Genomic DNA, 24,364 nt, shown 5'->3' on the forward strand with positions numbered 1-24,364 from the left:
CGGGGGTCTGGGGGTGTGAAACCCCCAGCTGACTGACATGAGCGATTGGCTAATTTCCCTTGAAGGCACAGAGGCCGGGCATCAACTTGCCCTGATCCTCGCGCTGACGGCAGCCTTTCTTCACGCGCTTTTTGGGGCTTTGCAAAAGGGCCGACATGATCCGTGGCTGTCGCGCGGGGCTATTGACCTTTCCTATGGCATTATCGCCGCCCCCTTTGCACTGTTTGTGGTGCCGTGGCCAGAACCGCATATGTGGCCCATTTTTGCCGCGGTGTTTGTGGTGCATGTGGGCTATAAGCTTGCGCAAAGCTACACCTATGCGCTTGGCTCTTACACGGTGGTTTACCCTGTGGTGCGTGGCACCGGGCCGCTTTTTACGGTCATTGGGGCGGGGTTTATCTTTGGCGAAAGCTACAGCTTGGCCCAATGGGCCGGGGTCTTTGCCCTTTTGGCGGGGATCTATGCGCTGGCGGTTTATAACCTGAAACACTGGCATCTTGGACGCGCGTTGCTGAAGCCCGCGCTGGCGATGGCGGTGCTGACGGGGCTGTTTGTCGCGGCCTACACCACGCTGGATGCCTACGGCATTCGCGCAACCATGAACCCCTTCACCTTCCTTGCTTGGTTTTTCTTTATCGACGGGTTTTTCATGCCGGTCATCGCGGGCGTGCGCTGGTGGAACATGGCCGATCGCCCGGCCCTTGGCCCCTTAATGGGGCGCGGGGTGTTGGGCGCCTTTGTGGCTTACGCAAGCTTTGGGTCGATCATGATGGCCACCCGCCTTGATAGCGTGGGCGAGGCCGCGGTGTTGCGCGAAACATCTACCGTTTTTGCCGCCCTCATCGGCTGGTTGGTGCTGGGCGAAAAAGTTGGACCGCGCCGCGTTGCGATGATGGCTTTGATTGCCGCGGGCGCCGTGTTAGTCGAGATGGGCGGATAAGGAGCAGACATGACCGAGCAAGACCAACAGACAAAACCCGTGAACCCAACATTGAAAATGGTGCTGGAATATGGGCCGATTATCCTTTTCTTTGTGGCCTATACCTTCTTGAAAGATCGTAGTTTTCTGGTCGCGGGTACGGAATATTCAGGCTTTGTTGCGGTCACCGCACTGTTCATCCCGGTGCTGGCGCTGGCCACTTTGGGCATGTGGAAGCTGACCGGGCATCTGTCGAAAATGCAGGTGATGACCCTGATCTTGGTGGTGGTCTTTGGCGGATTGTCGATCTGGTTCAATGACGAGCGGTTCTTTAAGATGAAACCCACCATGATTTACCTGTTGTTTGCGGGCATTCTGGGGTTTGGCTTGATGCGCGGGCAAAGCTACCTCGAAGGGGTGTTGGACGCTGCCCTGCCGCTGAAACGCGAAGGCTGGATGATCCTGACCAAGCGCTTGATGTTCTTTTTCATCGGACTTGCCATCGCCAACGAGGTGATCTGGCGCATGATGACAACCGATGCTTGGGTGAATTTCAAAACCTTTGGTCTGCCCCTTGGAACCCTTGCGTTTTTCATGGCGCAGGGTGGGTTGTTCAAACGCTATTCCACCGAAGAGGACGGCGAATAAGACCAGCCCAAAGTGGCGCTTGGGGGGCAGCCATGAGGGTTGACGCCCATTTGCCCACAAGCTAGGCAGGTTTCGTGGCGATTTGTTTACCGGATTGCGGGCCACACAAAGCGTTCAGATCAGAACCGCTTTATTAAATAATTCCGCTAAAGAGGTCAGGGACACGCGGCGGATGCCGTATTCAGCCCCCGACGCTCTGCGGTTGGGGGCTTTGTTGTTTGAAAGGACCAGACAATGACAAATGCGAATAAGTGCAATTGGAATAAACGCACGGCGGCCGTGCATGGCGGCACACGCCGCAGCCAATATGGCGAAGTCAGCGAAGCGATGTTTCTGACCCAGGCGTTTGTCTATGACACCGCCGAAGCCGCCGAGCAGCGCTTTATCAAAAGTGGCCCGGATGAATTCATCTATGCCCGTTACGGCAACCCCACCAATCGCATGTTCGAAGACCGTTTGGCCGCCCTTGAAGGCACCGAAGATGCGTTCGCCTGTGCCTCTGGCATGGCGGCGGTCAACGGCGCGTTGATGGCGCTGACCAAAGCGGGTGATCACGTTGTCTCGTCCCGCGCTTTGTTTGGATCCTGCCTTTATGTGCTTGAGGATATCTTGGGCCGGTTCGGTGTGGAAATTACCTTGGTTGACGGCACGGATAACGCGGCATGGGAGGCGGCGATCCGCGAAGACACCAGCGTTGTGTTCCTTGAGGCGATCTCAAACCCGACGCTAGAGGTGATTGACCTTGCGCATGTGGTCAAACTCGCCCATGCCAAGGGCGCTTTGGTGGTGGTTGATAACGCCATGCCAACCCCGGTCTTTTCCTATGCCACCCGTTTGGGCGCCGATTTGGTGGTCTATTCGACCACAAAACATGTGGACGGGCAGGGGCGGATGCTGGGCGGGGCCATCTGTGGCTCGCGCGAATTGATCCGTGGACCGATTGAAACCTATGTCAAACACACCGGCGGGGCGATCAACCCCTTTGCGGCCTGGACCCACCTTAAGGCCCTTGAAACCATGGATCTTCGCGTGCGAACGCAGGCCGAAAGCGCGATGCAGATTGCCGAGGCTCTGGCCGGTCACGACAAGCTAAGCGACATGCGTTATCCGCAACACCCCAGCCATCCCGAACATGCGATTGCGATGCAGCAATCGCCCTCGGGCGGGACTGTGCTTGCGATTGAGGTCAAAGGCGGCAAGGACGCGTGTTTCCGGTTCCTGAACGCGCTGGAGATTTTCACGATCTCAAACAACTTCGCCGACAGCAAGTCCATCGCCACACATCCCGCCACCACCACGCACCAACGCCTGCCGCAAGAGCAAAAAGACACCCTTGGAATTTCCGACGGTCTGGTGCGCTTGTCGATTGGCCTTGAGGACGTGGAAGATCTGATCCGCGATCTGGAACGTGGCCTAAACGCGGTCTGATTTGTCGCATCTTAGCCAGTGCGTTTGGCAAATACGTGGCAAACCGGATAAGGTAAGATAGGCGTCAGGGTCGGGAGGCCACGGTGAATCAGATGAAACGCGGGTCAGGAATGGCATCAGATCGGGACGAAGCCCCCAATCGGGATGAAGCAAAAGCGGCTTTGGCCACGCTGAAGGCATGGGCGGCCAAGGCCGACCCTGTCGAAGTGGCCGGGCTTGATCCCTCGATTGCGCGGCTTTTGCCCGGTGGCGAGGTGTCAAATTACCCCGCATTGCGCCGCGAATATCCGCAAGATTTTCAACCCGACGCGACCTATAAAGCCTCGATGCCGGACTTGCAAAATGGCCCGGCAAGCCTGATCCAGGGGGCCAAACGCCACATCCAGCACGTCGGGATTTCCAATTTCCGCCTGCCGCTGCGCTTTCACACCCGCGATGGGTCGAATGTGACGTTGGAAACCTCGGTCACCGGCAGTGTCAGCCTTGAGGCGGGCAAAAAGGGCATCAACATGTCGCGCATTATGCGCAGCTTTTATCAACACGCGGAAAAGACCTTTTCCTTTGATGTGATCGAAGCGGCCCTTGACGGGTATAAAACCGATCTGGAAAGCTTGGATGCGCGGATTGAAATGCGCTTTTCCTATCCTGCCAAGGTGGAAAGCCTGCGTTCTGGCCTGATGGGGTATCAATATTACGACATCGCGCTTGAGCTGTTTGAGCATAATGGGCGGCGCAAGAAATTCATGCATTTGGACTATGTCTATAGCTCCACTTGCCCGTGTTCACTGGAACTTTCCGAACATGCGCGCCAGCAGCGCGGCCAATTGGCGACCCCGCATTCTCAGCGGTCTGTGGCGCGGATTTCGGTGGAAAAGATCCATCAGCCGGGCAACACGCTGTGGTTCGAAGATCTGATCGACATGTGTCGTGTGGCCGTGCCAACCGAGACGCAGGTGATGGTGAAGCGCGAAGATGAACAGGCGTTTGCTGAACTGAATGCCGCCAATCCGATCTTTGTCGAAGATGCCACGCGGCTGTTTTGTGAGCAATTGCAACAAGACCCAAGGATCGGCGATTTCCGGGTGGTGGCCAGCCACCAAGAAAGCCTGCACAGCCATGATGCAGTGTCTATCCTGACCGAAGGCGCAACATTTGAGGCGCAATCGCTGGATCCCAAACTGTTTTCAACCCTGTTCCATGTGGGCTGACGGCGTCTGAAAAGACAAAGAAAACCATCAACCTATCAGATCAGCGCGGTTGCGCCTTGTGCATGGCGGGGTTGCGGCATCAGATCTGGTCGCCGTCGAGGCGGCCCCCTATCTAGGTCGCAACCGGGGACAGCCCCCACAGATATGCGACGAGGTTTCCAATGGCTACGCAAGCAACAAACATTCCAATGCCCTCCCGTCAGGCCAGTTTTGGGCTGCGTGCGCGGTTGACACAATGGGTCGGCGCGTTCTGGCAAGCGCTTGAAGATCAAGCAAACAATGGGCGTTTTGCAACCACCATCCGCCTCTTGGAAGCGAAAAGTGATGCGGAACTGGCAGATTTGGGCCTGACCCGCGATGAGATCCCGCAATATGCAATGCGGCAGATGTATTACATCTAACATCTCTTATCAGCGACCCGGTTCGGGCCGTTCCAAAGATGAGAAGAACCCAGACCAAAAGCCCACAGATCGCTGTGGGCTTTTGCGTTTCATGGCGGGCGTTGCTGTGGTCACGCGTGAAGAACACCGCCGAATGCCGTGGTGCTGCCGACCTTGGGGTGGTGTTGAAGGCATAGGTGGGAATTTGTCTTTGCAGGCGCGGCGGATACGGGTTGACACTCGGCACCCGGAACGCCAACCCTGCGCCTATGTTTGACCTTCGCCCCGTTGCCTATGTCACCGGTCTTTTGGTGATGGCGCTTGGTGTTTCAATGCTGATCCCGATGGGGATCGATTTGTTATACGGAAGCGCGGATTGGCTTGTCTTTTTGGAAAGTGCCGTGCTGACCACGCTTGTGGGCGGGTCGATGGCGCTTGCCACGGCCAATGGGGTCGGGCGTGGATTGTCGATCCAACAGACCTTTTTGTTGACCACGGGGGTCTGGCTGGCGCTGCCGTTGTTTGGCGCGTTGCCCTTTTCATTGTCAGAACTGGACGCCCGCCCGGTGGATGCGTTTTTCGAGGCAATGTCCGGGCTGACCACCACAGGGGCCACGGTGCTTTCCGGTCTGGATGATATGCCGCGGGGAATATTGTTCTGGCGTGGGATGCTGCAATGGTTTGGCGGCATCGGCATCATTGTTGTGGCAATGGTTTTCTTGCCCGAACTGCGCGTGGGTGGGATGCAGATTTTCCGCTCGGAAGCCTTTGATACAATGGGTAAAGTTTTACCTCGCGCTGCGGAAATTGCGGGTAGGATCAGCTGGATCTACCTGTTCTTGACCGTCCTTTGTGTGCTGAGCTACCTCGCGGTGGGGCTGCAACCCTTTGATGCGGTGGTGCATGCGATGACCACGATTTCGACGGGCGGATTTTCCACGCGGGATGCGTCATTTGGGGCCTTTCAAGGGGTGCCGGAATATGTGGCCTCGGTGTTCATGATCCTCGCGAGCATGCCTTTTGTGCGTTATATTCAAGTGGTGGCAGGCACAGCGCGCCCGATTTTGGTTGACCGGCAAATCCGTGCCTATTTGGCGACAATCTTGCTCATCACGCTTGCGATGACGATCTATCGTTTGGTGGCCAACGGCGACCATATCGAACATGGGTTCCGCGAAGGGCTGTTCAATGTCACATCGATCATCAGCGGCACGGGGTTTGCCTCGGTCGATTACCAACTTTGGGGGACTTTCCCCGCGGTTGCGTTTTTCTTTATCGGCTTGATTGGTGGCTGCGCTGGGTCAACAGCCTGTTCGGTGAAAATCTTTCGCTATCAATTGCTGTTCTCCTCTATCCTGGCGCAAATCCGCGCGATCCATTCGCCGCATGGGGTTTTCACGCCGCGCTTTAATGGCAAACGCGTGGATGACGATGTGCTGTCTTCGGTCATGAGCTTTTTCGTGTTCTTCGTGGTGACATTGGGCGTGGTGTCGGTGTTGCTCGGGTTGACGGGGCTTGATTTTATCACATCCGTCTCAGGGGCGGCGACAGCGGTGGCCAATATTGGTCCGGGCCTTGGCGAAGACATCGGCCCCTCGGGCAATTTTTCGGGGCTGAATGATACAGCGAAATGGATTTTGGCGGTTACAATGTTGATTGGCCGGCTGGAGCTGTTGGCGGTGTTTGTCCTGTTCACGCCAGTGTTCTGGCGCGGATAAGGCGGCCCTTTGGGGCCACAAATTATGAACGAAAGCGTTTCGCCAAAAACCTGAATCACTGGTTTCGGCGAAGCACGCGAAGCACGCGAAACACTGAAATGTTGGGAAGCGTTTCGAATAATCCCTGTCACAGGTCTAATTCGAAACGCGTTAGGGAAGAGAGTATGGCAGATAAACCCTTGGGCGCACAAATCTCACATATGTTGAAATCACGAGGTGTCGACGTGGTTTTCGGCATCCCCGGTGTGCATAATGTAGAACTCTATCGCGGTATTGAAGAGGCCGGGATTCGCCATATTCTTGTGCGCCACGAACAAGGGGCAGGCTTTATGGCCGACGGGTTTGCGCGTGCCACCGGCCAGCCCGGCGTGTGTTTTCTGATCACTGGTCCGGGGCTGTGCAATGCGATGACCGCGCTGGGGCAAGCCTATTCCGATAGCGTCCCGGTGCTGGCAATCTCGTCTTGTTTGAACCGGGCCGATCTGGGCATTGGGCGCGGACGTTTGCATGAAATGAAAGATCAAGAAGGGGCCGCGGGGGCCGTTTCCGACTGGTCGCACACCGCGATGGATGGCGCCACGGCTTATCGCCTCGTCGACAAGGCCATGACCGAATTTGCCACCCGGCGCCCCCGACCTAAACATATACAGGTGCCGATTGATGTGTTGGGTAAACGGGTCGCAGCGGCGCCAGATGCCGGCATGACGCCAGCACGTCCTTTGGCACGACCAGAGGAGGTGGCCGCCGCAGCCGAATGGTTGCTGGGCGCCGAACGTCCGCTGTTTGTCTTTGGCGGCGGGGCCGTGGCGGGCGCGGCGGCTGCGCGCAAGCTGGTTGAACTGACCGGGGCCGCCAGTATTTGCACCATCGCCGGGCACGGTATTATCTCTGACATGGCGCCGCTGGCGTACGGCCCTATTTTGTCGCGCCCTGACAGTGTGCGCGAGATTGCCAAGGCCGATCTGGTGATTGCGGTGGGCACTGAACTGTCCGAAGTGGACCTTTGGCGCGATCATTTGGGGCATAGATCCCCGATGATCCGTGTTGATATTGATCCGCATTCCCTTGCGGATGAAAACCGGGCTGAGCTGCCTATTTTGGGGGATGCTGCGCCGTTCCTTGAGGAGTTGTTGGCCATGGTGGATGGCCAGGTGCGCCCCTCGACCCAGTGGCAACAGACCGAGATTTCCACCGCCCGCGCGCGGTTTCATATGGAGGCGGATCAGGCCCGCCCGCACATTCTGTCGATCTGCGAAAAGCTTGGCCCCGTGATGCCGGATGATACGATGTTCTTCACCGATATGACCCAGTTTGCTTATGTGGCCGGTGAGGTTTGGCCGCTGGAACGCCCGGGCCACTGGCACCATCCGTCGGGGTTTGGCACGCTTGGTTATGCGCTGCCGGCGTCGATTGGGGGCAAAATTGGCCGTCCCGAGCTGCCGGTGATGGCGATCACGGGGGATTACGGGTTTCAGTTCACCTTGCAAGAGCTGGGGGTCGCGGTGGAACTTGGCCTCTCGCTTCCGATCCTTTTGTGGGACAACGGCAAGCTGAAAGAGATTGAAGACTGTATGGTGGAAAGCCAGATTGCCCCGAACGCGGTGGTCGCGCGCAACCCGGATTTCTGCGCGTTGGCAAAGGCTTATGGTGCCAATGCAGAAAAGCCCACGAACTTAGAGGCGTTGCGTAAGGCGGTGTTGGCGGCGTTTGACGCGGACGGGCCAACGCTGATTCACGTCACGCCAGAAGTGGTCAACGGCTGAGTGTTGTTCGTGGAGACCAGACATAGAAAACCCCGCGCGGATCGGCGCGGGGTTTTCTGATTTAACCTGCATAAAACGAGATCAGTTCCAGCAGCTCACCAAGACTGTCAGATCCGCGGCCATGGCAGAAATGTCCACCGGATCCATAGACGCCATGGCGTCCGTCGCGGTTGGTGTCACGCCGTTGGCGGCAAGAAATTCCGCGACCGAGCCAGATTTGCGCGCAAAGCTGACGTCCGCGGGCAAGCTTCGGCCGCTGTCGGTGTCGCGGGCCATCAACATGCCGACGACCGCGCCGCCAGCGTCCAACACGGGGCCACCTGCGTCACCGGCCATGGCATTCACCATAAGGCGGCTCATGTCACGTTGCCCTTGCAACCCTGCCAAATCGGCAAGGGTGCCAAAGGTCATGCTGGGGCTGCCGAGGCGCCCTTCGTAGGAAAAGCCAGACACGGCGATGTCGCTGTTTAAGCGGGGGTCTGTGGTCAGGAACGAGGCGACCGCCATTGGGGCCAGCGGTGTTTCGGTTTGCAAAAGCGCAAGCCCTAGTGTGTCGTCGCGCGCGGTGACGGATGCGGTATATTCGTCGTTCACGGTGATTGAGCTGCAGCTTTTCACAGCCGCTGCGGTGGTCAGGATCGTGCCTTTTTCGTCCACAAAAAAGCCAGAACGCGACAGGTCGGGGCGGCGAATTTCAAGGCCCGAAATCAGGTCGATGTCCTGCACCGCCGCATCCAGCCCGGCGTTGTCCGCAAGTGCTTCGCCGCCCAATGAGGCGAAGCTTTTCTGCATTTCGCCAAGCACCATCTGACGGCGTTTGTCGTCGCCTTTGGGCCAGACAAGCGTAAAGCCTTTGACCGTGCCATCCACCAGGCGCGCATAGGTGTGCGAGACGATATTGGCGTCTTCACCTTCAAGGGTGAATTCCTTGTCTTTGCGTGTGCGCGGGCCATTCTCTGGTACAATTTCAAGGGTTTGCAGAATGTCATAAAGGCCAAACAGCGTGTCTTGGTTGCCTGACTGGCTGATCAAAACCACTTTCGCGCCAGAGCCGTCTTTGGTTTTGAAATGCGCAAAAGGGGCCTCATAACGGTCAAATTCCACCACGGCTTTTGGCAAAGCGATAGAGATCCCCGCGCGGGGGTCGTCATATTGTGCCATGCCGATGCTATCCAGCACAGATTGACGTTCAAGCGTCACGGCGGCGCGTTGTTTGGTGGTCAGGATGCCGGTGACATCATATCCGCGCGCCTCTTGCCAGGCCGCCATTGAGCGGCGGGTGCCTTTGCCATAGGCGCCGTCGATGGACGATGTGTAAAAGCCCGCAAATTTCAGCGCGCGCTGCAAATCCATACGCTCTTCGCGGGTCAACAGGCGTTCGCTGGCTTGTGCTTCGCGTTTGGTTTCATCCGGCAGTGTCATGGGCAGTTCTGTCCCAAGATCAGCCGCTGGATCCGCCACAGGGGCTGCGGTTTCCACGGGTGCGGGACCGGGCGCGATTGGCGTCTCGATCGGGGCTTGGGTCAGGGCGTTTGCCCCAATTGGCCAAAACTGTTGGCGCAGCTGACGCGAGCGCACCAGAAAGCTGTCGCGCGGGATCGCGCCCTGCGCGCGCAATTGGCGCAACTGAATATCCGCCGCCTGTTGCGTGAATGGTCCCAGCACAACCGCATACCAGTTGCCGCCAACACGAAATCCGCTGACACCGTCGATCTGGCCTGCATAGGCGCGCACGCGATCCTCTGCGGCGCGCAAAGTGGGGTGGGCTTCGATTTGTATCCAAATAAGGTTTTCAGTTTGCGCCGCTTGGGCGTGGCCCATTTGCGGAACCAGGGTGACACTCGACAATGTGGTGGCGCCTGCAAGCATGGCAGAAGCAAATAGCTTTTTCATAGATCCTCGTGGCCTCAGGGCTCTTATGGGTGTTTTGAATTCGGTTGAAGGCAAGTAACACAACATGCCCCGGTCTGGTCAACTCTCTGATGGTGCTTTGGGATCACGATCTGCGCCTTGGTGAAAGATTGTGACCCCAATTCGGCAAATCCCCATGCAGCGATTGACCCTTTGAGAGCCAATGCCTATTGAGAAGGCCAAGTTGAATTGACGAGACAGGCGTGGATCATGGGCCAGCAAGACATTAAACCGCAAAGCTTTCAGGAGATTATCCTGAGGCTGCAGAATTACTGGGCGCAAATGGGCTGTGCGGTGCTTCAGCCTTACGACATGGAAGTGGGTGCGGGCACGTTTCACCCGGCCACAACTTTGCGCTCGCTTGGGTCAAATCCTTGGGCCGCGGCCTATGTGCAACCTTCGCGTCGTCCGACCGATGGGCGGTACGGTGAAAACCCGAACCGTTTGCAGCATTATTACCAGTACCAAGTGCTGATCAAACCCAGCCCACCCAACCTGCAAGATCTTTATCTTGGATCCCTGCGCGCGATCGGGATCGACATGGATCTGCACGACATTCGCTTTGTTGAGGATGACTGGGAAAGTCCCACTTTGGGCGCTTGGGGTCTGGGGTGGGAAGTGTGGTGCGACGGCATGGAAGTCAGCCAATTCACCTATTTCCAACAGGTCGGCGGCTATGATTGCAAACCTGTGTCCGGCGAGCTGACTTACGGGCTTGAACGCCTCGCGATGTATATCCTTGGCGTCGATCATGTGATGGACATGCCCTATAATGCGCCTGACGCGCTGATCCCACTGACCTATGGTGACGTCTTTAAACAGACCGAGGAAGAATACGCGCGCTGGAACTTTGACGTGGCCAACACCGATGTGCTGTTGCGCCATTTTGAAGAGGCCGAGGAAGAGTGTAAAACCATCCTTGATCAGGCGCATGTCGACCCGAAAACCGGCAAGCGCATTGTCATGGCTCACCCAGCCTATGACCAATGCATCAAAGCCTCGCACCTCTTTAACTTGCTTGATGCGCGCGGGGTGATTTCGGTCACCGAACGTCAGGCTTACATTGGCCGTGTACGCGCGCTGGCCAAGCTATGCGCCGATGCCTTTGTGCAAACCCGTGCGGGCGGCTGGACCTCCGAAGGGGACGTGGCGTGAGTGGGAAATTACTGGGATCTATCATCGTGTTAGCAGGATTGATTGCCGGCGGTCTGGTCTATTGGCTGCAAATCTACGCCTTTTATGACGAGGCCTCTTCCGACACCCAAATCCGCCTGACCAACATGGTCACCGGCGAACCTGAAGTGGTGCTGTTTGACAGCTTTCAGGGCATCGACGCCAATTCGTCCCCGCTGCGCTTTCGGGGCTGTTTCACCACCACAATGTCGCTTGCGATGTTGACGGAAACCTATGAGGTGGTCGAAGGCGCCGAACCCCGCGTTGCCCCCGGCTGGTTCGACTGCTTTGACGCGTCAGAAATTGGCCATGCCCTGACCGAAGGCGGCGCAATTGCCTTTCTGGGCGAGAAAAACATCCAAGATGGCATCGACCGCGTGGTCGCCGTCTTTCCTGATGGCCGGGGCTTCGCCTGGCATCAGTTGAACGAAAAATATGACGAATAGAACGGCGAGACCATCCCATGCCTGATCTGCTGATTGAACTCTTTTCCGAAGAAATCCCCGCCCGGATGCAAACCCGCGCCAGCGAGGATTTGAAAAAGCTTGTGACCGATGGGTTGGTTGAGGCGGGCCTGACCTATGCCGGTGCCCATGCGCTCTCAACCCCGCGCCGTTTGACACTGGCGATTGACGGGCTGTTGGCCCAGTCGCCAGACACGCGCGAAGAACGCAAAGGCCCCAAAGTGGGCGCGCCTGATAAAGCAATCGAAGGGTTTCTGCGCGGCGCAGGTCTGACCCGCGATCAGCTTGAGGAACGCGAAACCCCCAAAGGTCCGGTCTATTTCGCGCTGATCGAGAAAAAGGGCCGTCCAGCGGCGGACATCATCGCCGAGGTGCTGGAAAACACCATTCGCAACTTCCCATGGCCAAAATCCATGCGCTGGGGCACGGGATCGCTGAAATGGGTGCGCCCGCTGCATTCCATCCTTTGCATTCTGTCGGATGAGGCCGGGCATGAGGTTGTGCCATTGGATGTCGACGGCATCGCGTCAGGGAACAGCACCGAAGGCCACCGCTTCATGGGATCAGGCCGCTTTTCGGTCACGTCTTTTGAAGATTACGAGACGAAGCTGAAGGCAAACAAGGTTGTCCTGAACCCACAAGACCGCGCCGACCATATCTGGGAAGACGCCAAAAACGCCGCCTTCGCCCAAGGGCTTGAGATTGTCGAAGACATGGGCCTGTTGAAAGAGGTCGCCGGTCTGGTCGAATGGCCCGTCGTGCTGATGGGCGACATCGCGGATGACTTCATCGCATTGCCGCCAGAGGTGTTGCAAACCTCTATGCGCGAACACCAAAAATTCTTTTCTGTGCGCAACCCGAAAACCGACCGGATTGAAAAATTTGTCACCGTCGCCAACCGGGAAACCGCCGACAATGGCGCAACCATTCTGGCGGGCAACCAAAAGGTGCTGTTTGCGCGTTTGGCCGATGCGAAATTCTTCTGGGAAAACGATCTGCGCGTGGCCGAAGCGGGTGCCGCGCCGTGGCTGAGTAGCCTTGAAAATGTGACCTTCCACAACAAGCTCGGCACCCAAGGCGCACGCATTGAACGCATCGCCGCATTGGCCGCCGCAGTGGCCCCCGCGGTTGGCGCGGACGCCGCCGTGGCCGGGGCCGCAGCGCGCTGGGCCAAAGCGGACCTGTCGTCAGAAATGGTCTATGAATTCCCGGAACTTCAAGGGCTTATGGGGAAATACTACGCTGGTCCCGCGGGGCATTCGCTGGATGTGGCCAACGCAGCACTTGAGCATTACTCGCCGCTTGGCCCATCAGACGACGTGCCGTCCGCGCCCGTGTCTGTGGCCGTGGCGCTGGCCGATAAGCTTGATACCCTCACTGGGTTTTGGGCGATTGACGAGAAACCCACTGGGTCAAAAGACCCCTTCGCTCTGCGCCGTGCGGCCTTGGGCGTGATCCGGTTGGTGCTGGAAAATGGGCTGCGAGTAGAGCTGGATAAGCTCTTTGATGCGCAACTTCTGCGCCATGAAATTTCTCTCACAGATGATGCGGCCCTTCGTGTTGCGCTGATGAAAGATCTTGATCGTGAGATCGCGGACCACGGCGTGTTCGGCGCAGCGATCCGCACCCTTTTGGACCACTTTGATGGGGATTTGTCCAAGCAGCTTGAGGCCGTGAAAACCAGCCTGCCTGATGCGTCCGACGATCTTTTGTCTTTCTTCCACGACCGCCTAAAAGTCTACCTGAAAGACCAAGGTATCCGCCACGATGTGATCGACGCTTGCCTCGCCATGCCGAAGAACGACGACCTCACACTGCTCGTCAATCGCGCCACCGCTCTGGCCGCGTTCCTGAAAACCGACGATGGTGAAAACCTTCTGCAAGGCTTCAAACGTGCCAACAACATCTTGGCGCAGGCCGAGGAAAAAGACGGGGTTGAATACTCCTATGGCGCCGACGTGAAATTTGCCGAAGACGACAGCGAAAAGGCATTGTTTGCGGCGCTTGATACGGCGGAAACGGCGATCAAGCCCGCGATGGAAACAGAAGATTTCGCCACCGCGATGACCGCAATGGCCAGCCTGCGCGCGCCGATTGATGCCTTCTTTGAAGCCGTCCAGATCAACTCCGACAATGAAATTATTCGTCGCAACCGTCTGAACCTTCTGTCGCGTATCCGGCAAATCTGCCTCTCGGTTGCAGATCTGAACAAGGTCGAAGGCTAAAGAGGCGCGGCCGCAACGCCGCCCTCTTTTTCTTGCTTCAAATACCTCGGGGTGAGACCGCAGGTCGAGGGGCAGCGCCCCTAACTCCGATTTCACGCCATGCAACCCTTGTGTGATGCGCCGCCCTTGTTATGCTGCAAAAAACAACAGTGCTGCGGTGCAGAAAAATGATCGACCTTGGATTTACAGAAATCACCCCGACCGCTCCGATCCAAACGGATGAGCATGGCGGGCGTGCAAAATGCCTGCAACGGCTGATCCGCCTCGACATGCCCGTGCCCAAAACCATGGCGCTGTCATTTGATACTGTGCGCGGGGTGTCGGCCGGCGATATGCCGGATCTGGAGGCCATGCTGGCGCTGTTTGGCGAAGATCCTCTGATCTCAGTTCGGCCGTCATCCGAAGACCCCGATTGGGGCGGGCCCGGTGCCATTCTAAACATCGGCATGAACGATGTGGTCCACGCGAAATTGATCGAAAGCCATGGCGAACTTGCGGCCAACGCGTTGTATTTGCGGTTTATTCAGGCTTATGCGGTGCATGTTGGTCGTTTGGACCCCGATGAATTCGAAGGTATTTCCACCCCCTGCGCAGACACGCTTCAGGCCGCTCTTGATCACTATGAGGAAGAGACCGAAAGCTATTTTCCGCAGGACCCAAAGGAGCAACTGACGGAGGTGTTACGGTCCATGTCGCGCGCCTGGCAGGGCACCACCGCGCGGCTTCTGCGCGAGGCGAAAGGTGCGCCGGCGGATGCGGGGCTGGGGCTGGTTGTGCAGAAAATGGCGATTGGCGTCGGGCGTGATATCTGTGGTTCTGGCGTGATCCAATTTGTGAACGGTCAAACCGGGCACCGCGAGATTCGCGGACGGTATCTGTGCAAAAGCCAAGGGCGCGATGCGCTGACCGAAGCGGACGCGCGCGATGTGATGTTTTTGACCAAAGACAAACGCGGCCGCTCGATCGAAGAGGTGCTGCCGGACATGTTTCAGGCGCTTCTGGACTGTGGTGATCTGTGCCGAACCCGTCTTCGTGAAGAGATGGAAGTGGAGTTCACCATTGATAATGAACAACTTTTCATCCTCGACGCGGTGCGTGTGGCCCGCAGCGAACGGGCCAATGTGCGCATTGCGGTGACGTTGGCCAAGGATCAAGTAATCTCGCGCGAAGAGGCCGTTTTGCGCATCCCACCACGCGCGCTGAGCGAGCTTTTGCACAGCCAAATTGATCCCGAAAGCCCGCGCGACGTGTTTGTTTCCGGTATTGGCGCAAGTCCCGGTGCTGCGACCGGCAAGATCGTCTTTTCCGCGCGCGCCGCCCAAGCGATGGCGGCGCAAGGCGAAGACTGTATTATGGTGCGCCGTGAAACCAGCCCGGAAGACATTCGCGGGATGCATGCGGCCAAGGGCATCCTGACCATTCGCGGCGGCATCACCAGCCATGCAGCGGTGATTGCGCGGGGGCTTGGCCTGCCTTGCGTGGTTGGTGCGAGTGGTCTGTCGCTTGAGAAGAAAAAGCAAAAACTGACGGCAACGGACGGGCGCGTGTTGCGCGAAGGGGACGTGATCACAATCGACGGCGCCGAAGGGCAAGCCCTGATGGGGAAGGCAGAGATGCTGCCGCCGGAGTTGGGCGAAAGCTTTCGCACCTTGATGGAGTGGGCGGATGAATTTCGTGATATCGGCGTGCGCGCCAATGCCGACACCCCCCCGGATGCCCGCAACGCCCGCATGTTTGCCGCCGAAGGCATCGGCCTGTGTCGGACCGAGCATATGTTCTTTGACGATGACCGCCTGCTGGCCATGCGCGAAATGATCTTTGCGGACAAGCCCGTGGATAGACGGGCCGCCCTTGATCGGTTGTTGCCGATGCAACGTGATGATTTTACAGAATTATTTGGGATTATGCAGGGCCTTCCTGTGTGCATTCGTCTGTTTGACCCGCCATTGCACGAGTTCCTACCCCATGGTCGCGAAGGCATGCGCGAGCTGGCTGAAGCGCTGGATTTGCCGCTGTCTGACGTGACCCGCCGGGTCGATGGCCTGCGCGAATTTAACCCGATGCTGGGCATGCGCGGGGTGCGGTTGGGCGTCACCGTGCCAGAAATTTACGACATGCAGGCCCGTGCGATTTTTGAGGCCACTTTGGATGCGTCAAAAACCGGCGATCCAATTGTTCCAGAAATCATGATCCCGCTTGTGTCTGCCAAACGCGAGGTCGAAATCGTGAAGGCGCGTATTGATGCGGTGGCCGCTGCGGTGAAAATCGAACGGGGCGAAGAGTTCACCTATCGTCTGGGGGTCATGGTCGAAACGCCGCGTGCCGCCCTTCGGTCCGGTGAAATTGCCCAGCATGTGCATTTCATGTCCTTTGGCACCAATGATTTGACCCAAATGACTTATGGTCTGTCGCGTGATGATGCGGGGCGGTTCATGGGGGAATACGTCAATCAGGGGGTTTATGAAGAGGATCCATTCCATGTGCTTGACACCGAAGGGGTGGGGGAGCTGTTGGAAATTGGTGCCGCGCGTGGTCGGGCGGAAGACCCGGATTTGACCCTTTCGATCTGCGGGGAGCATGGCGGAAACCCCGAATCAATTAAGTTTTGCAGAGACGCTGGATTTACATATGTGTCTTGTTCGCCGTTCCGGGTACCGGTTGCGCGATTGGCCGCAGCCCAATTGGCGGTGACGGCACGCCTAGCGGGCGGGGTATAATTCACCACCAGATGTTGCGGCGCCAGGGTCACTTCGGCGCGTAAGCCGTTGTGTTTCAAGCCCGCTTTAGCTCTGCGTTCAAAGGCCACACTAGACGAAAGCGTTAATTTGTCTTAAACCGCCGCGTCAACTGTGCCGTATTCTGCGGTCCTGGGAGTGGGCAAAATGCTGAACACAATGTTGAAGCGCCTTTTAGGGGCGATGATTTTTGCGGGAACGCTTAGTGTTGCACCTGTGGCTGCTGTGGCAGATGCAGATGGGGCACAGGACCCGATCGTGGCGTTGTTCACCAAGCTTTTTCACACTGAAAAAGCCGGGGTCTCGGCGATGTCAGATGGTCAGATCCAGCGTTTGGCCAGCCTTCCATCCGCAAAATCTCGCAGCAACGAGGCCCTGAGCTATGACGAGAACTGGCTGGCCATGCAGCCCAAACCCAAAGGCGGCAAGGAATGGCAATGCCTGACCGAGGCGCTGTATTTTGAGGCCCGTGGCGAAAGCCTGAAAGGTCAGTTTGCTGTCGCAGAAGTGATTATGAACAGGGTTGACCATGCGCGGTTTCCCAATTCGGTCTGCGGTGTGGTCAATCAGGGCACAGGCAAGAAGTTCCAATGCCAGTTTACCTATACCTGCGACGGGCGCGCCGAGGTCGTCAACGAACCTGCCGCGTTTGAACGCGTGGGAAAAGTGGCCCAAGCCATGATCGACGGTGCGCCGCGCCCATTGACCAATGGGGCGACCCACTACCATACCACGGCTGTACGTCCAAAGTGGGCTAAGCGGTTCGAAAATACAGCAAAAATTGGCGTTCACCGCTTTTACCGTATGCCCGTCCGCGTGTCGTCAAACTGATCATACTCTGTCCGGTTTTGCACCTGTTTGGGTCGGTTCGCACTGGTCTTTCCCCGTGATTTCTGGGCAACATCGGCGCAGAAAAACTGTGGAACCCCGAGGCCAGTATGACGTCAAACAACAGCACAGCATTTGAACCCCTGATCGCGCGTGTCGATGCGATGGGGAAAAGCCGCCCGGCGGACCGAATTTCGGTGCGCGATCATGTGGTTGCCGTTGAAATCGGCGCGTTTCAGGCAGAACGGGATGTCACCCAGAGGGTCAGTTTTAGCGTGGTGGTCGAAGTGGCGCCAAGTGCCGGTGCTGAAACCGATGATGTCGATGACATCTTGTCCTACGATACCATCACCGAAGCAATCGCGACCGAACTGGCCGCGGAGCGCCTGAATCTGTTGGAAACACTGGCAGAACGGATTGCCGACCGGATCTTGCGCGAACCACAGCCGTTGCGGGTGTTCATCCGTATCGAGAAATTGGACCGGGGGCCGGGCAAGCTGGGTGTGGAGATTATGCGCGACCGGACCGCAGCGCAAACCTTGGACGCTGCCGAAATTCCGGCACCACTGATTGTGCATTTGGGCAATGCCGCGATTGCGTCCCCTTGGTTGGGGGGATTTTTGGACCGCTGCGCCGCAGATCCTCGCGCCGTGGTGTTGATGGTTGGCGCAGGGGAGGTGCCCGCCCCGCAGACCGGTGAGCCCCGCAGCCAACGCTGGATAGATCTATTGGCGATGGAACAAAACGCCTGTCTTTTGTCCGCCCGCGATGCACGCCTTAAGGTGGTGGCCACAAGAACCGAGTTGGATTGGGGCATGAAAAACGCGCAATTGTCGATCTGGGCACCAACCAAAATGGTGATGGATGCCGTCGAGGGGCCAGAGGCGCTGACCGATCGGGCAATGACGGGCTGGCTTGTGCGCGAGTTGGGCGCGTCGGGCACACGCTTTATCGATACCGCCAATGGGTTGGAGGATCCGTTGTGAGCACTCCTGCGCGCCTCTATCACCACGCTCTTCCCCGTCAGGGTGCGCCTTTTGCCGGGCCTGATCTGGCCGGGTGCGGGCATGTTTGGTTTGATCAGGTGATGTGCCGTGATCGGGCCGGGCGCGAAGACGTCCTATCGGTGGGGGAATGTGACGAGCGCGTTGTGGCGCGCTTGTCTGCCCCCCGTGCGCCGATCGCCGGGCTGACACTTGATCGCCCTCGAATTATGGGGATTTTAAACGTCACGCCGGACAGCTTTTCGGATGGGGGCGATCTTGCAACCGTTGCGGCGGCGGTGGCTCGCGCGCGTGATATGCAAGACGCGGACATCCTGGATATTGGCGGCGAAAGTACCCGTCCGGGCGCAGAAACGGTTGGGATCGCCGAGGAAATCCGTCGCACGGCCCCGGTTATTCGCGCCCTGCGCGAGGCGGGTATCACCACGCCCATTTCTATTGATACGCGCAAGTCCGCCGTGGCCGAGGCTGCTTTGGACGCTGGGGCGGATATCGTCAATGACGTCTCGGCCTTTGTGTATGATCCCGAACTGGCGCAACTGGTGGCAGAGCGGGCCGTGCCAGTCTGTTTGATGCACGCTCAGGGGCAACCTGAGACGATGCAGCATGATCCGCGCTATGAGAATGTGATTTTTGATGTCGTGGATCACCTTCAAGAGCGACTTGAAACAGCCATGAAGGCGGGGATCCGCGCAGAAAATATCATCGCGGATCCGGGCATTGGGTTTGGTAAAACTCTGCAGCACAATGTGACTTTGCTACGGTCGCTTGCACTGTTACACGACCTAGGGTTGCCAATGTTGCTGGGGGTGTCTCGCAAACGGTTCATTGGCACTTTGGGTGGGGCTGAGGTCGCCAAGGATCGCGTTGCGGGATCTGTGGCGGTGGCATTAAACGGTGTGGCACAAGGCGCGCATATTTTACGCGTGCATGACGTGGCCGAGACCGCGCAAGCTCTGCGATTGCAGATGGCATTGACGACAAAGGATACGATGTGACGCAAAAACTATTTGGAACCGACGGTGTGCGCGGGCTGGCCAATTGCTGGCCCATGACCGCTGAGATGGCGTTGAAACTTGGGGCCGCCGCAGGGCGACATTTCCGCCGTGACGGATCCAACGGCCACCGGGTGGTGATCGGCAAAGACACGCGCCTGTCGGGCTATATGATCGAAAATGCGCTGACGGCGGGGCTGACATCAACAGGGATGAATGTGCTGCTTCTCGGGCCGGTACCAACACCAGCTGTGGGGCGGATGACCCATTCGATGCGCGCGGATCTGGGCATCATGATTTCGGCCTCGCACAACCCGTTTCACGATAACGGCATCAAATTTTTTGGCCCCGACGGCTTTAAGCTGTCGGATGAAGATGAGGCTGAAATTGAGCGGTTGGTGCAGGTTGGCGTCGATCCGGTGCAACCGCAAAACATTGGCCGGGCCAAACGTATTGAAGAAGCGCGACAGCGCTATACCGAATATCTGAAAACCACCTTCCCGGATCAGAAAAGACTGAATGGTATCAAGGTGGTGATTGATTGCGCAAATGGCGCAGGATACCGCGTGGCCCCCGACACATTGTGGGAGCTGGGGGCCGAAATTGTGCCCATCGGCGTGACCCCGGATGGCACCAATATCAACAAAGGGTGTGGGTCAACCGATACTGCGCTGGCGGCCAAAACCGTGGTTGAAACCGGCGCCGATCTGGGCATTTGTCTGGATGGGGACGCGGACCGGATCATGATCATTGATGAAACGGGTCGCGTGGCGGACGGCGATCAGATCATGGGTTTGTTTGCGAGCCATTGGGCGGCGCAGGACCGTTTGAAAGGGGGCACTTTGGTTGCCACCGTCATGTCCAACCTCGGGTTAGAGCGTCACATGCAGCGTCAGGGGCTTGAACTGTTGCGCACCAAAGTCGGCGATCGCCATGTGGTCGAAGCAATGCGTGCCGGCGGCTTTAATCTGGGTGGCGAGCAATCGGGCCATATTGTGATGTCAGATTTTGCCACGACCGGGGACGGACTTTTGGCGGGTCTGCAATTTCTGGCGTGTATGGTGGAAAGTGGTAAACGGGCGTCTGAGCTGTGCCAAGTCTTTGAAACTGTTCCGCAACTTTTGAAAAATGTGCGTTACGGCGCGGGGCAGGCACCGCTGAATGTGGACAGTGTAAAGGCAGCGATTGCCGATGCCGAGCACGTATTAAGCGGCAAGGGGCGTTTGCTTATTCGCAAATCTGGAACCGAACCGTTAATCCGGGTGATGGCGGAATGCGAGGATTCGGCGCTGTTGTTGCAGGTCGTGGATGGAATCGTTGCCGAGATACAGGACGCAACACGTTAGCCCTCGCCATTAGGCCAAAGCAAAGAAGCGAAAACAGAGCAGCCCCTGTGATCAGGTGCTGCTTTTTTTCTGGCTGGAAAACAACCGTTTTAACGCGCCCGCCTGCGAGATTGCCACACCCATCAGGATCAGGCCCATCGCCCAGAATAGGCTGGGGGGAAGGGTTTCTCGCAAAAAGACACTCCCCAAGATCACCGACCAAACGGGCACTTGGTAATTCACCAGACTGGTGAACGTCGGCCCCGCATCCCGCACCAATGTCACCACCAGAATTTGCGCCAAAGCGGTTGGGATTAACCCCAACAGAATGATCGCGGCGATGGCGCTGGCGGTGGGGACCTGCGTCGGCAGCCCCTCTTGCCACAGCGCGACGGGCAGGATGAGCATGGCACCAGAGACAAGAACCGCCGCGGAAAATGCGCGCCGGTCTACATCCGGGCACAGCCGCGCGACAATTGACCCAATCGAGTAACAGGCCGCTGCACTGATACAGACGATCCGCGCGATGTTTTCCATATCACCCCCGCGGGATTGCAGTGCCGATGGACCAATCAAGACAGCCACCCCCGCAAAGCCAATTATGATGCCGATGAACCGACGCAGGGTGATGTTCTCGCCGACAATAAAGAAATGCGCGAGCACCAAGGTGATCAGCGGACCGGCCGCCATCGACACACCGGCAAAGCCCGAGGCGACGTGATATTGCGCCCATCCCAGCAGAAAAAAGGGCAGGGCGTTGGAAAAGATCCCCATACCAATCGCGGCCGCCCAGATCGCCATACCTTTTGGCGCAAAGACGGATGGCATTTTGCGTCCGCTCGCCTTGGCAAAAACTGTCAAAACCACAGCCCCCAGGGCGATGCGCCCGGCGGCGAGGGTCAGTGGCGCAAACCCCTTCAGCGCAATCGCCATACCCATAAAAGACGCCCCCCAGATCAAACCGAGGGCCGCGAGGATCAACCAATCTTGGCGAGAAGGATGCGACATTGGCGGACAATTGCACAACGCTTTGGCAGGCGAAAGGCACAATGCGCTGCATGCGCAATCTGATCCAGGTCGGGCGTTTGTCTTTGGGCGCGTTTTGCACCGGCTCAACTTGCCGCCGCGGCGCGCGGTGTGTTGGGAGTTGGTACTTTCCATGAAAAAAGGCGCCCCGAAGGGCGCCTTTCAGCCAACAGGGACGCCTGCGTGGCTTAGTTTTTCGCTTTGTCGACCATTTTTCCTGCGGAAATCCAAGGCATCATGTCGCGCAGCTTTTTGCCAACAACTTCGATCTGATGCTCGTCGTTTGCACGACGCGACGCTTTGATGGTCGGCTGACCAACAGCATTTTCCAGCATGAAGTCGCGAACGAATTTGCCAGACTGGATGTCTTGCAGTGACTCTTTCATGGCTTTCTTGGTCGCTTCGTAGGGCAGGATGCGTGGGCCGGTGACGTATTGGCCGTATTCTGCGGTGTTCGAGATCGAGTAATCCATATTGGCAATGCCGCCTTCATAGATCAGGTCCACGATCAGCTTGGTTTCATGCAGACACTCGAAATAGGCCATTTCCGGCGCGTAACCCGCTTCAACCAGGGTTTCGAAACCGCAACGGATCAGTTCAACGATGCCGCCACATAGAACAGCTTGTTCGCCGAACAGGTCGGTTTCACATTCTTCACGGAAGTTGGTCTCGATGATGCCCGAACGACCGCCACCGATGGCAGAGCAATAAGACAGGCCGATTTCCAGCGCTTTGCCGGTCGCGTCTGTGTTCACAGCAACAAGGCATGGCACGCCGCCGCCTTTGGTGTATTCGCCGCGCACGGTGTGACCGGGGCCTTTGGGGGCCATCATGATCACGTCAACGCCTTCTTTAGGCTCGATCAGGCCGAAGTGTACGTTCAAGCCGTGGGCAAATGCGATGGCTGCACCGGGTTTGATGTTGTCATGCACGTATTTTTTGTAGGTTTCGGCCTGCAGCTCGTCGGGCATGGTGAACATGATGACGTCACACCAAGCCGCGGCTTCTGCGATGCCCATGACTTCCAGACCTTCAGCGGCGGCTTTTTTCGCCGAAGCAGAGCCTTCGCGCAAAGCAACCACGAGGTTTTTGGCGCCGGAATCGCGCAGGTTCAGCGCGTGGGCGTGACCTTGTGAGCCATAGCCCAGGATCGCCACTTTTTTGTCTTTGATCAGGTTAATGTCGCAATCGCGATCGTAATAAACGCGCATGATGTGTCCTCGCGGTTTGTGTGTCTATGGGTCGTTTGATGGGCATCATATGGATTTTTCGGATGGGTGCGAGGTGTGAAAGATGGAAAATTACCGGAAATTGGTATGGTATCATTCGCATGATTGGCCTAATTTGTAAAAATCATGCTTGATGATCAGGATCGACGCATATTGCGGCAAATGCAAGCCGACCCGATGATGGCGCCTCCTGAATTGGCAGAGCGTCTGGGGATGACGCCTGCGCGTTTGACGCGCCGGGTGGAACGACTGCGGGATCGCAAAATCCTGCGCGGCCCGCGCGCGGTGATCAATTGGCGCGCTTTGGGCTATGCGGTGGAGGTGAGCCTTCGGGTCACGTTAGACAAAACACAACCGCGCGCGTTTGATGAGTTCATCGAGGCCGCACGCGGCATCGCCGAAGTCACCGCCATCCAGACCTTTTTGGGTCGCGTGGACGTACGCCTGTCCGTGATCGCACGCGATATGGCGCATTATCAGGCGATTTACCGCGACCAAATTCTCGGCCTGCCGCATATCGCAGATATCGAAGCGCTGATGCATGTGGCGCGGATCAAATATGACGACAGTCTGCCGCTATGATGGACCTTGATGAAATAGATTTTGCCCTGATCCGTGCCCTTGCCGAGGATGCCACGCAATCGGCAGGCGCCTTGGGACGTGATGTTGGGTTAAGCCAGCCGGCAACCTGGCGACGCATTCGGCGCTTGATGGATCAAGGCGTGCTGGACGGTCGTCGTTTGGATCTGGACCACGAGGCGCTTGGCTTTGGGGTCACGGTGTTTCTGGGCGTGAAACTGGCCACGAAAGGGCGCGTCAGCCTTGAGGATTTTGAACGTGCGGTGTCTGCAATTCCCGAAGTGCAAACGGTGGAGCATGTGTTGGGGCTGTATGATTACCGCCTGCGTGTGGTTGCCCGTGATCTGGCCGATTTTGAACGTGTGTTGCGACGGCGTGTGATGACGTTGCCCGGAGTTGGCGATGTTGAGGCCAATGTTTTGCTGTCAGAAGAGCGTCGTCCTGGGCCGATTTAAGCTGCAATCTTAGAAGCATAGCGCGTGGTTAGGATACTGTGCACGTTTTCCATCGACGCCAGTAACGACTGGGGAGTCATTCGGTAAAAGGCTTCGGGCCCTTTGCGTTTTCGGCTGATGAGCCAAGCGCGCTCCATCTCGCGCAGGTGATGGACAAGGGTGGTTGTGCTGAGGCGTGTTGCGGTTTGCAGCGCCTTAAAGCTGAGCGTGCCAGTGGGGTGGGCAGACAAAAGGCGAAAGATGGCCATGCGCCGTGGGTGTGACAGTGCTTTTAGACTGTTTGCGATGTTTTGATTGTCAAAATCTGGCATGTGAACCCTCCTGATATCTTTCGTCAGCTTGGCAGGGCGT

21 protein-coding genes are annotated in these 24,364 nt (G+C 57.5%); 17 read left to right on the forward strand and 4 right to left on the reverse strand.

The features are described 5' to 3' along the window. The first annotated feature begins 37 nt into the window (after positions 1–37). The 7 genes from KKW20_RS01365 to KKW20_RS01395 all read left to right on the forward strand — a co-directional run bounded on the left by KKW20_RS01365 (position 38) and on the right by KKW20_RS01395 (position 8,064). Positions 38–940, forward strand: a complete 903-nt coding sequence (locus KKW20_RS01365) for an EamA family transporter (protein ID WP_214565428.1) — start codon at positions 38–40, stop codon at positions 938–940. A gap of 9 nt (positions 941–949) precedes the next feature. Continuing rightward, positions 950–1,567 (forward strand): inner membrane-spanning protein YciB, encoded by a 618-nt coding sequence (locus tag KKW20_RS01370; RefSeq protein ID WP_214565429.1) that lies wholly within the window; start codon positions 950–952, stop codon positions 1,565–1,567. A gap of 234 nt (positions 1,568–1,801) precedes the next feature. Then, positions 1,802–2,995 (forward strand): O-succinylhomoserine sulfhydrylase, encoded by a 1,194-nt coding sequence (gene metZ, locus KKW20_RS01375; RefSeq protein WP_214565430.1) that lies wholly within the window; start codon positions 1,802–1,804, stop codon positions 2,993–2,995. 92 nt (positions 2,996–3,087) lie between these two features. Further along, positions 3,088–4,203: a GTP cyclohydrolase FolE2 gene (gene folE2, locus KKW20_RS01380; RefSeq protein WP_246534417.1), complete on the forward strand. Its 1,116-nt coding sequence runs from the start codon at positions 3,088–3,090 to the stop codon at positions 4,201–4,203. 161 nt (positions 4,204–4,364) lie between these two features. Continuing rightward, positions 4,365–4,604, forward strand: coding sequence for a YjiS-like domain-containing protein (locus KKW20_RS01385; RefSeq protein WP_214565431.1), 240 nt, complete (start codon positions 4,365–4,367; stop codon positions 4,602–4,604). Between the two features lie 248 nt (positions 4,605–4,852). Beyond that, complete coding sequence (locus tag KKW20_RS01390; RefSeq protein ID WP_214565432.1) at positions 4,853–6,301, forward strand: TrkH family potassium uptake protein; 1,449 nt, start codon at positions 4,853–4,855, stop codon at positions 6,299–6,301. A 164-nt stretch (positions 6,302–6,465) separates the two neighbouring features. Continuing rightward, a complete protein-coding gene (locus KKW20_RS01395; RefSeq protein WP_214565434.1) occupies positions 6,466–8,064 on the forward strand; it encodes a 5-guanidino-2-oxopentanoate decarboxylase in 1,599 nt (532 codons plus the stop codon). Positions 8,065–8,145: 81 nt separating this feature from the next. Here KKW20_RS01395 and KKW20_RS01400 read toward each other — a convergent pair whose 3' ends face one another. Continuing rightward, a complete protein-coding gene (locus KKW20_RS01400) occupies positions 8,146–9,957 on the reverse strand; it encodes a trypsin-like peptidase domain-containing protein (protein WP_214565436.1) in 1,812 nt (603 codons plus the stop codon). Between the two features lie 228 nt (positions 9,958–10,185). On the opposite strand from KKW20_RS01400, the gene KKW20_RS01405 reads away from it, so the two are divergent. From KKW20_RS01405 to glmM, 8 genes are all read left to right on the forward strand, one after another. Further along, positions 10,186–11,130, forward strand: a complete 945-nt coding sequence (locus KKW20_RS01405) for a glycine--tRNA ligase subunit alpha (RefSeq protein ID WP_214565438.1) — start codon at positions 10,186–10,188, stop codon at positions 11,128–11,130. Beyond that, entirely contained in the window at positions 11,127–11,594 is a 468-nt protein-coding gene (locus tag KKW20_RS01410; RefSeq protein ID WP_214565440.1) for a DUF6446 family protein, read from the forward strand. Before KKW20_RS01405 ends, KKW20_RS01410 begins: the two co-directional genes overlap by 4 nt. A 17-nt stretch (positions 11,595–11,611) precedes the next feature. After that, positions 11,612–13,837: a glycine--tRNA ligase subunit beta gene (glyS, locus tag KKW20_RS01415; RefSeq protein ID WP_214565441.1), complete on the forward strand. Its 2,226-nt coding sequence runs from the start codon at positions 11,612–11,614 to the stop codon at positions 13,835–13,837. 167 nt (positions 13,838–14,004) lie between these two features. Then, positions 14,005–16,554 (forward strand): putative PEP-binding protein, encoded by a 2,550-nt coding sequence (locus KKW20_RS01420; RefSeq protein WP_214565442.1) that lies wholly within the window; start codon positions 14,005–14,007, stop codon positions 16,552–16,554. A gap of 165 nt (positions 16,555–16,719) precedes the next feature. After that, entirely contained in the window at positions 16,720–17,403 is a 684-nt protein-coding gene (locus KKW20_RS01425; RefSeq protein WP_214565444.1) for a cell wall hydrolase, read from the forward strand. 107 nt (positions 17,404–17,510) lie between these two features. Continuing rightward, on the forward strand, positions 17,511–18,386 hold the full coding sequence (locus tag KKW20_RS01430) for a dihydroneopterin aldolase (protein WP_214565446.1): 876 nt from the start codon (positions 17,511–17,513) through the stop codon (positions 18,384–18,386). After that, positions 18,383–19,402, forward strand: a complete 1,020-nt coding sequence (folP, locus tag KKW20_RS01435) for a dihydropteroate synthase (RefSeq protein ID WP_343207540.1) — start codon at positions 18,383–18,385, stop codon at positions 19,400–19,402. The genes KKW20_RS01430 and folP overlap by 4 nt, the downstream gene beginning before the upstream one ends. Further along, positions 19,399–20,745, forward strand: coding sequence for a phosphoglucosamine mutase (gene glmM / locus KKW20_RS01440; RefSeq protein ID WP_214565449.1), 1,347 nt, complete (start codon positions 19,399–19,401; stop codon positions 20,743–20,745). Before folP ends, glmM begins: the two co-directional genes overlap by 4 nt. A 51-nt stretch (positions 20,746–20,796) precedes the next feature. Here glmM and KKW20_RS01445 read toward each other — a convergent pair whose 3' ends face one another. Then, on the reverse strand, positions 20,797–21,732 hold the full coding sequence (locus tag KKW20_RS01445) for a DMT family transporter (RefSeq protein WP_214565451.1): 936 nt from the start codon (positions 21,730–21,732) through the stop codon (positions 20,797–20,799). A 206-nt stretch (positions 21,733–21,938) separates the two neighbouring features. Beyond that, complete coding sequence (ilvC, locus tag KKW20_RS01450; RefSeq protein ID WP_214565452.1) at positions 21,939–22,961, reverse strand: ketol-acid reductoisomerase; 1,023 nt, start codon at positions 22,959–22,961, stop codon at positions 21,939–21,941. Positions 22,962–23,105: 144 nt separating this feature from the next. Between ilvC and KKW20_RS01455 the strand changes: the two genes are divergently transcribed. Together KKW20_RS01455 and KKW20_RS01460 are read left to right on the forward strand one after the other, a co-directional pair. Beyond that, entirely contained in the window at positions 23,106–23,561 is a 456-nt protein-coding gene (locus KKW20_RS01455) for an Lrp/AsnC family transcriptional regulator (protein WP_214565454.1), read from the forward strand. After that, positions 23,558–24,013: an Lrp/AsnC family transcriptional regulator gene (locus KKW20_RS01460; protein ID WP_214565455.1), complete on the forward strand. Its 456-nt coding sequence runs from the start codon at positions 23,558–23,560 to the stop codon at positions 24,011–24,013. The genes KKW20_RS01455 and KKW20_RS01460 overlap by 4 nt, the downstream gene beginning before the upstream one ends. Here the strand turns inward: KKW20_RS01460 and KKW20_RS01465 are convergent. Continuing rightward, positions 24,010–24,324, reverse strand: coding sequence for an ArsR/SmtB family transcription factor (locus KKW20_RS01465; protein ID WP_214565456.1), 315 nt, complete (start codon positions 24,322–24,324; stop codon positions 24,010–24,012). The two genes, KKW20_RS01460 and KKW20_RS01465, sit on opposite strands and share 4 nt — an antisense overlap. Positions 24,325–24,364: the final 40 nt, after the last annotated feature.

Origin of the sequence: Aliiroseovarius lamellibrachiae (genome assembly GCF_018599245.1) — a bacterium.
Classification (GTDB): domain Bacteria; phylum Pseudomonadota; class Alphaproteobacteria; order Rhodobacterales; family Rhodobacteraceae; genus Aliiroseovarius; species Aliiroseovarius lamellibrachiae.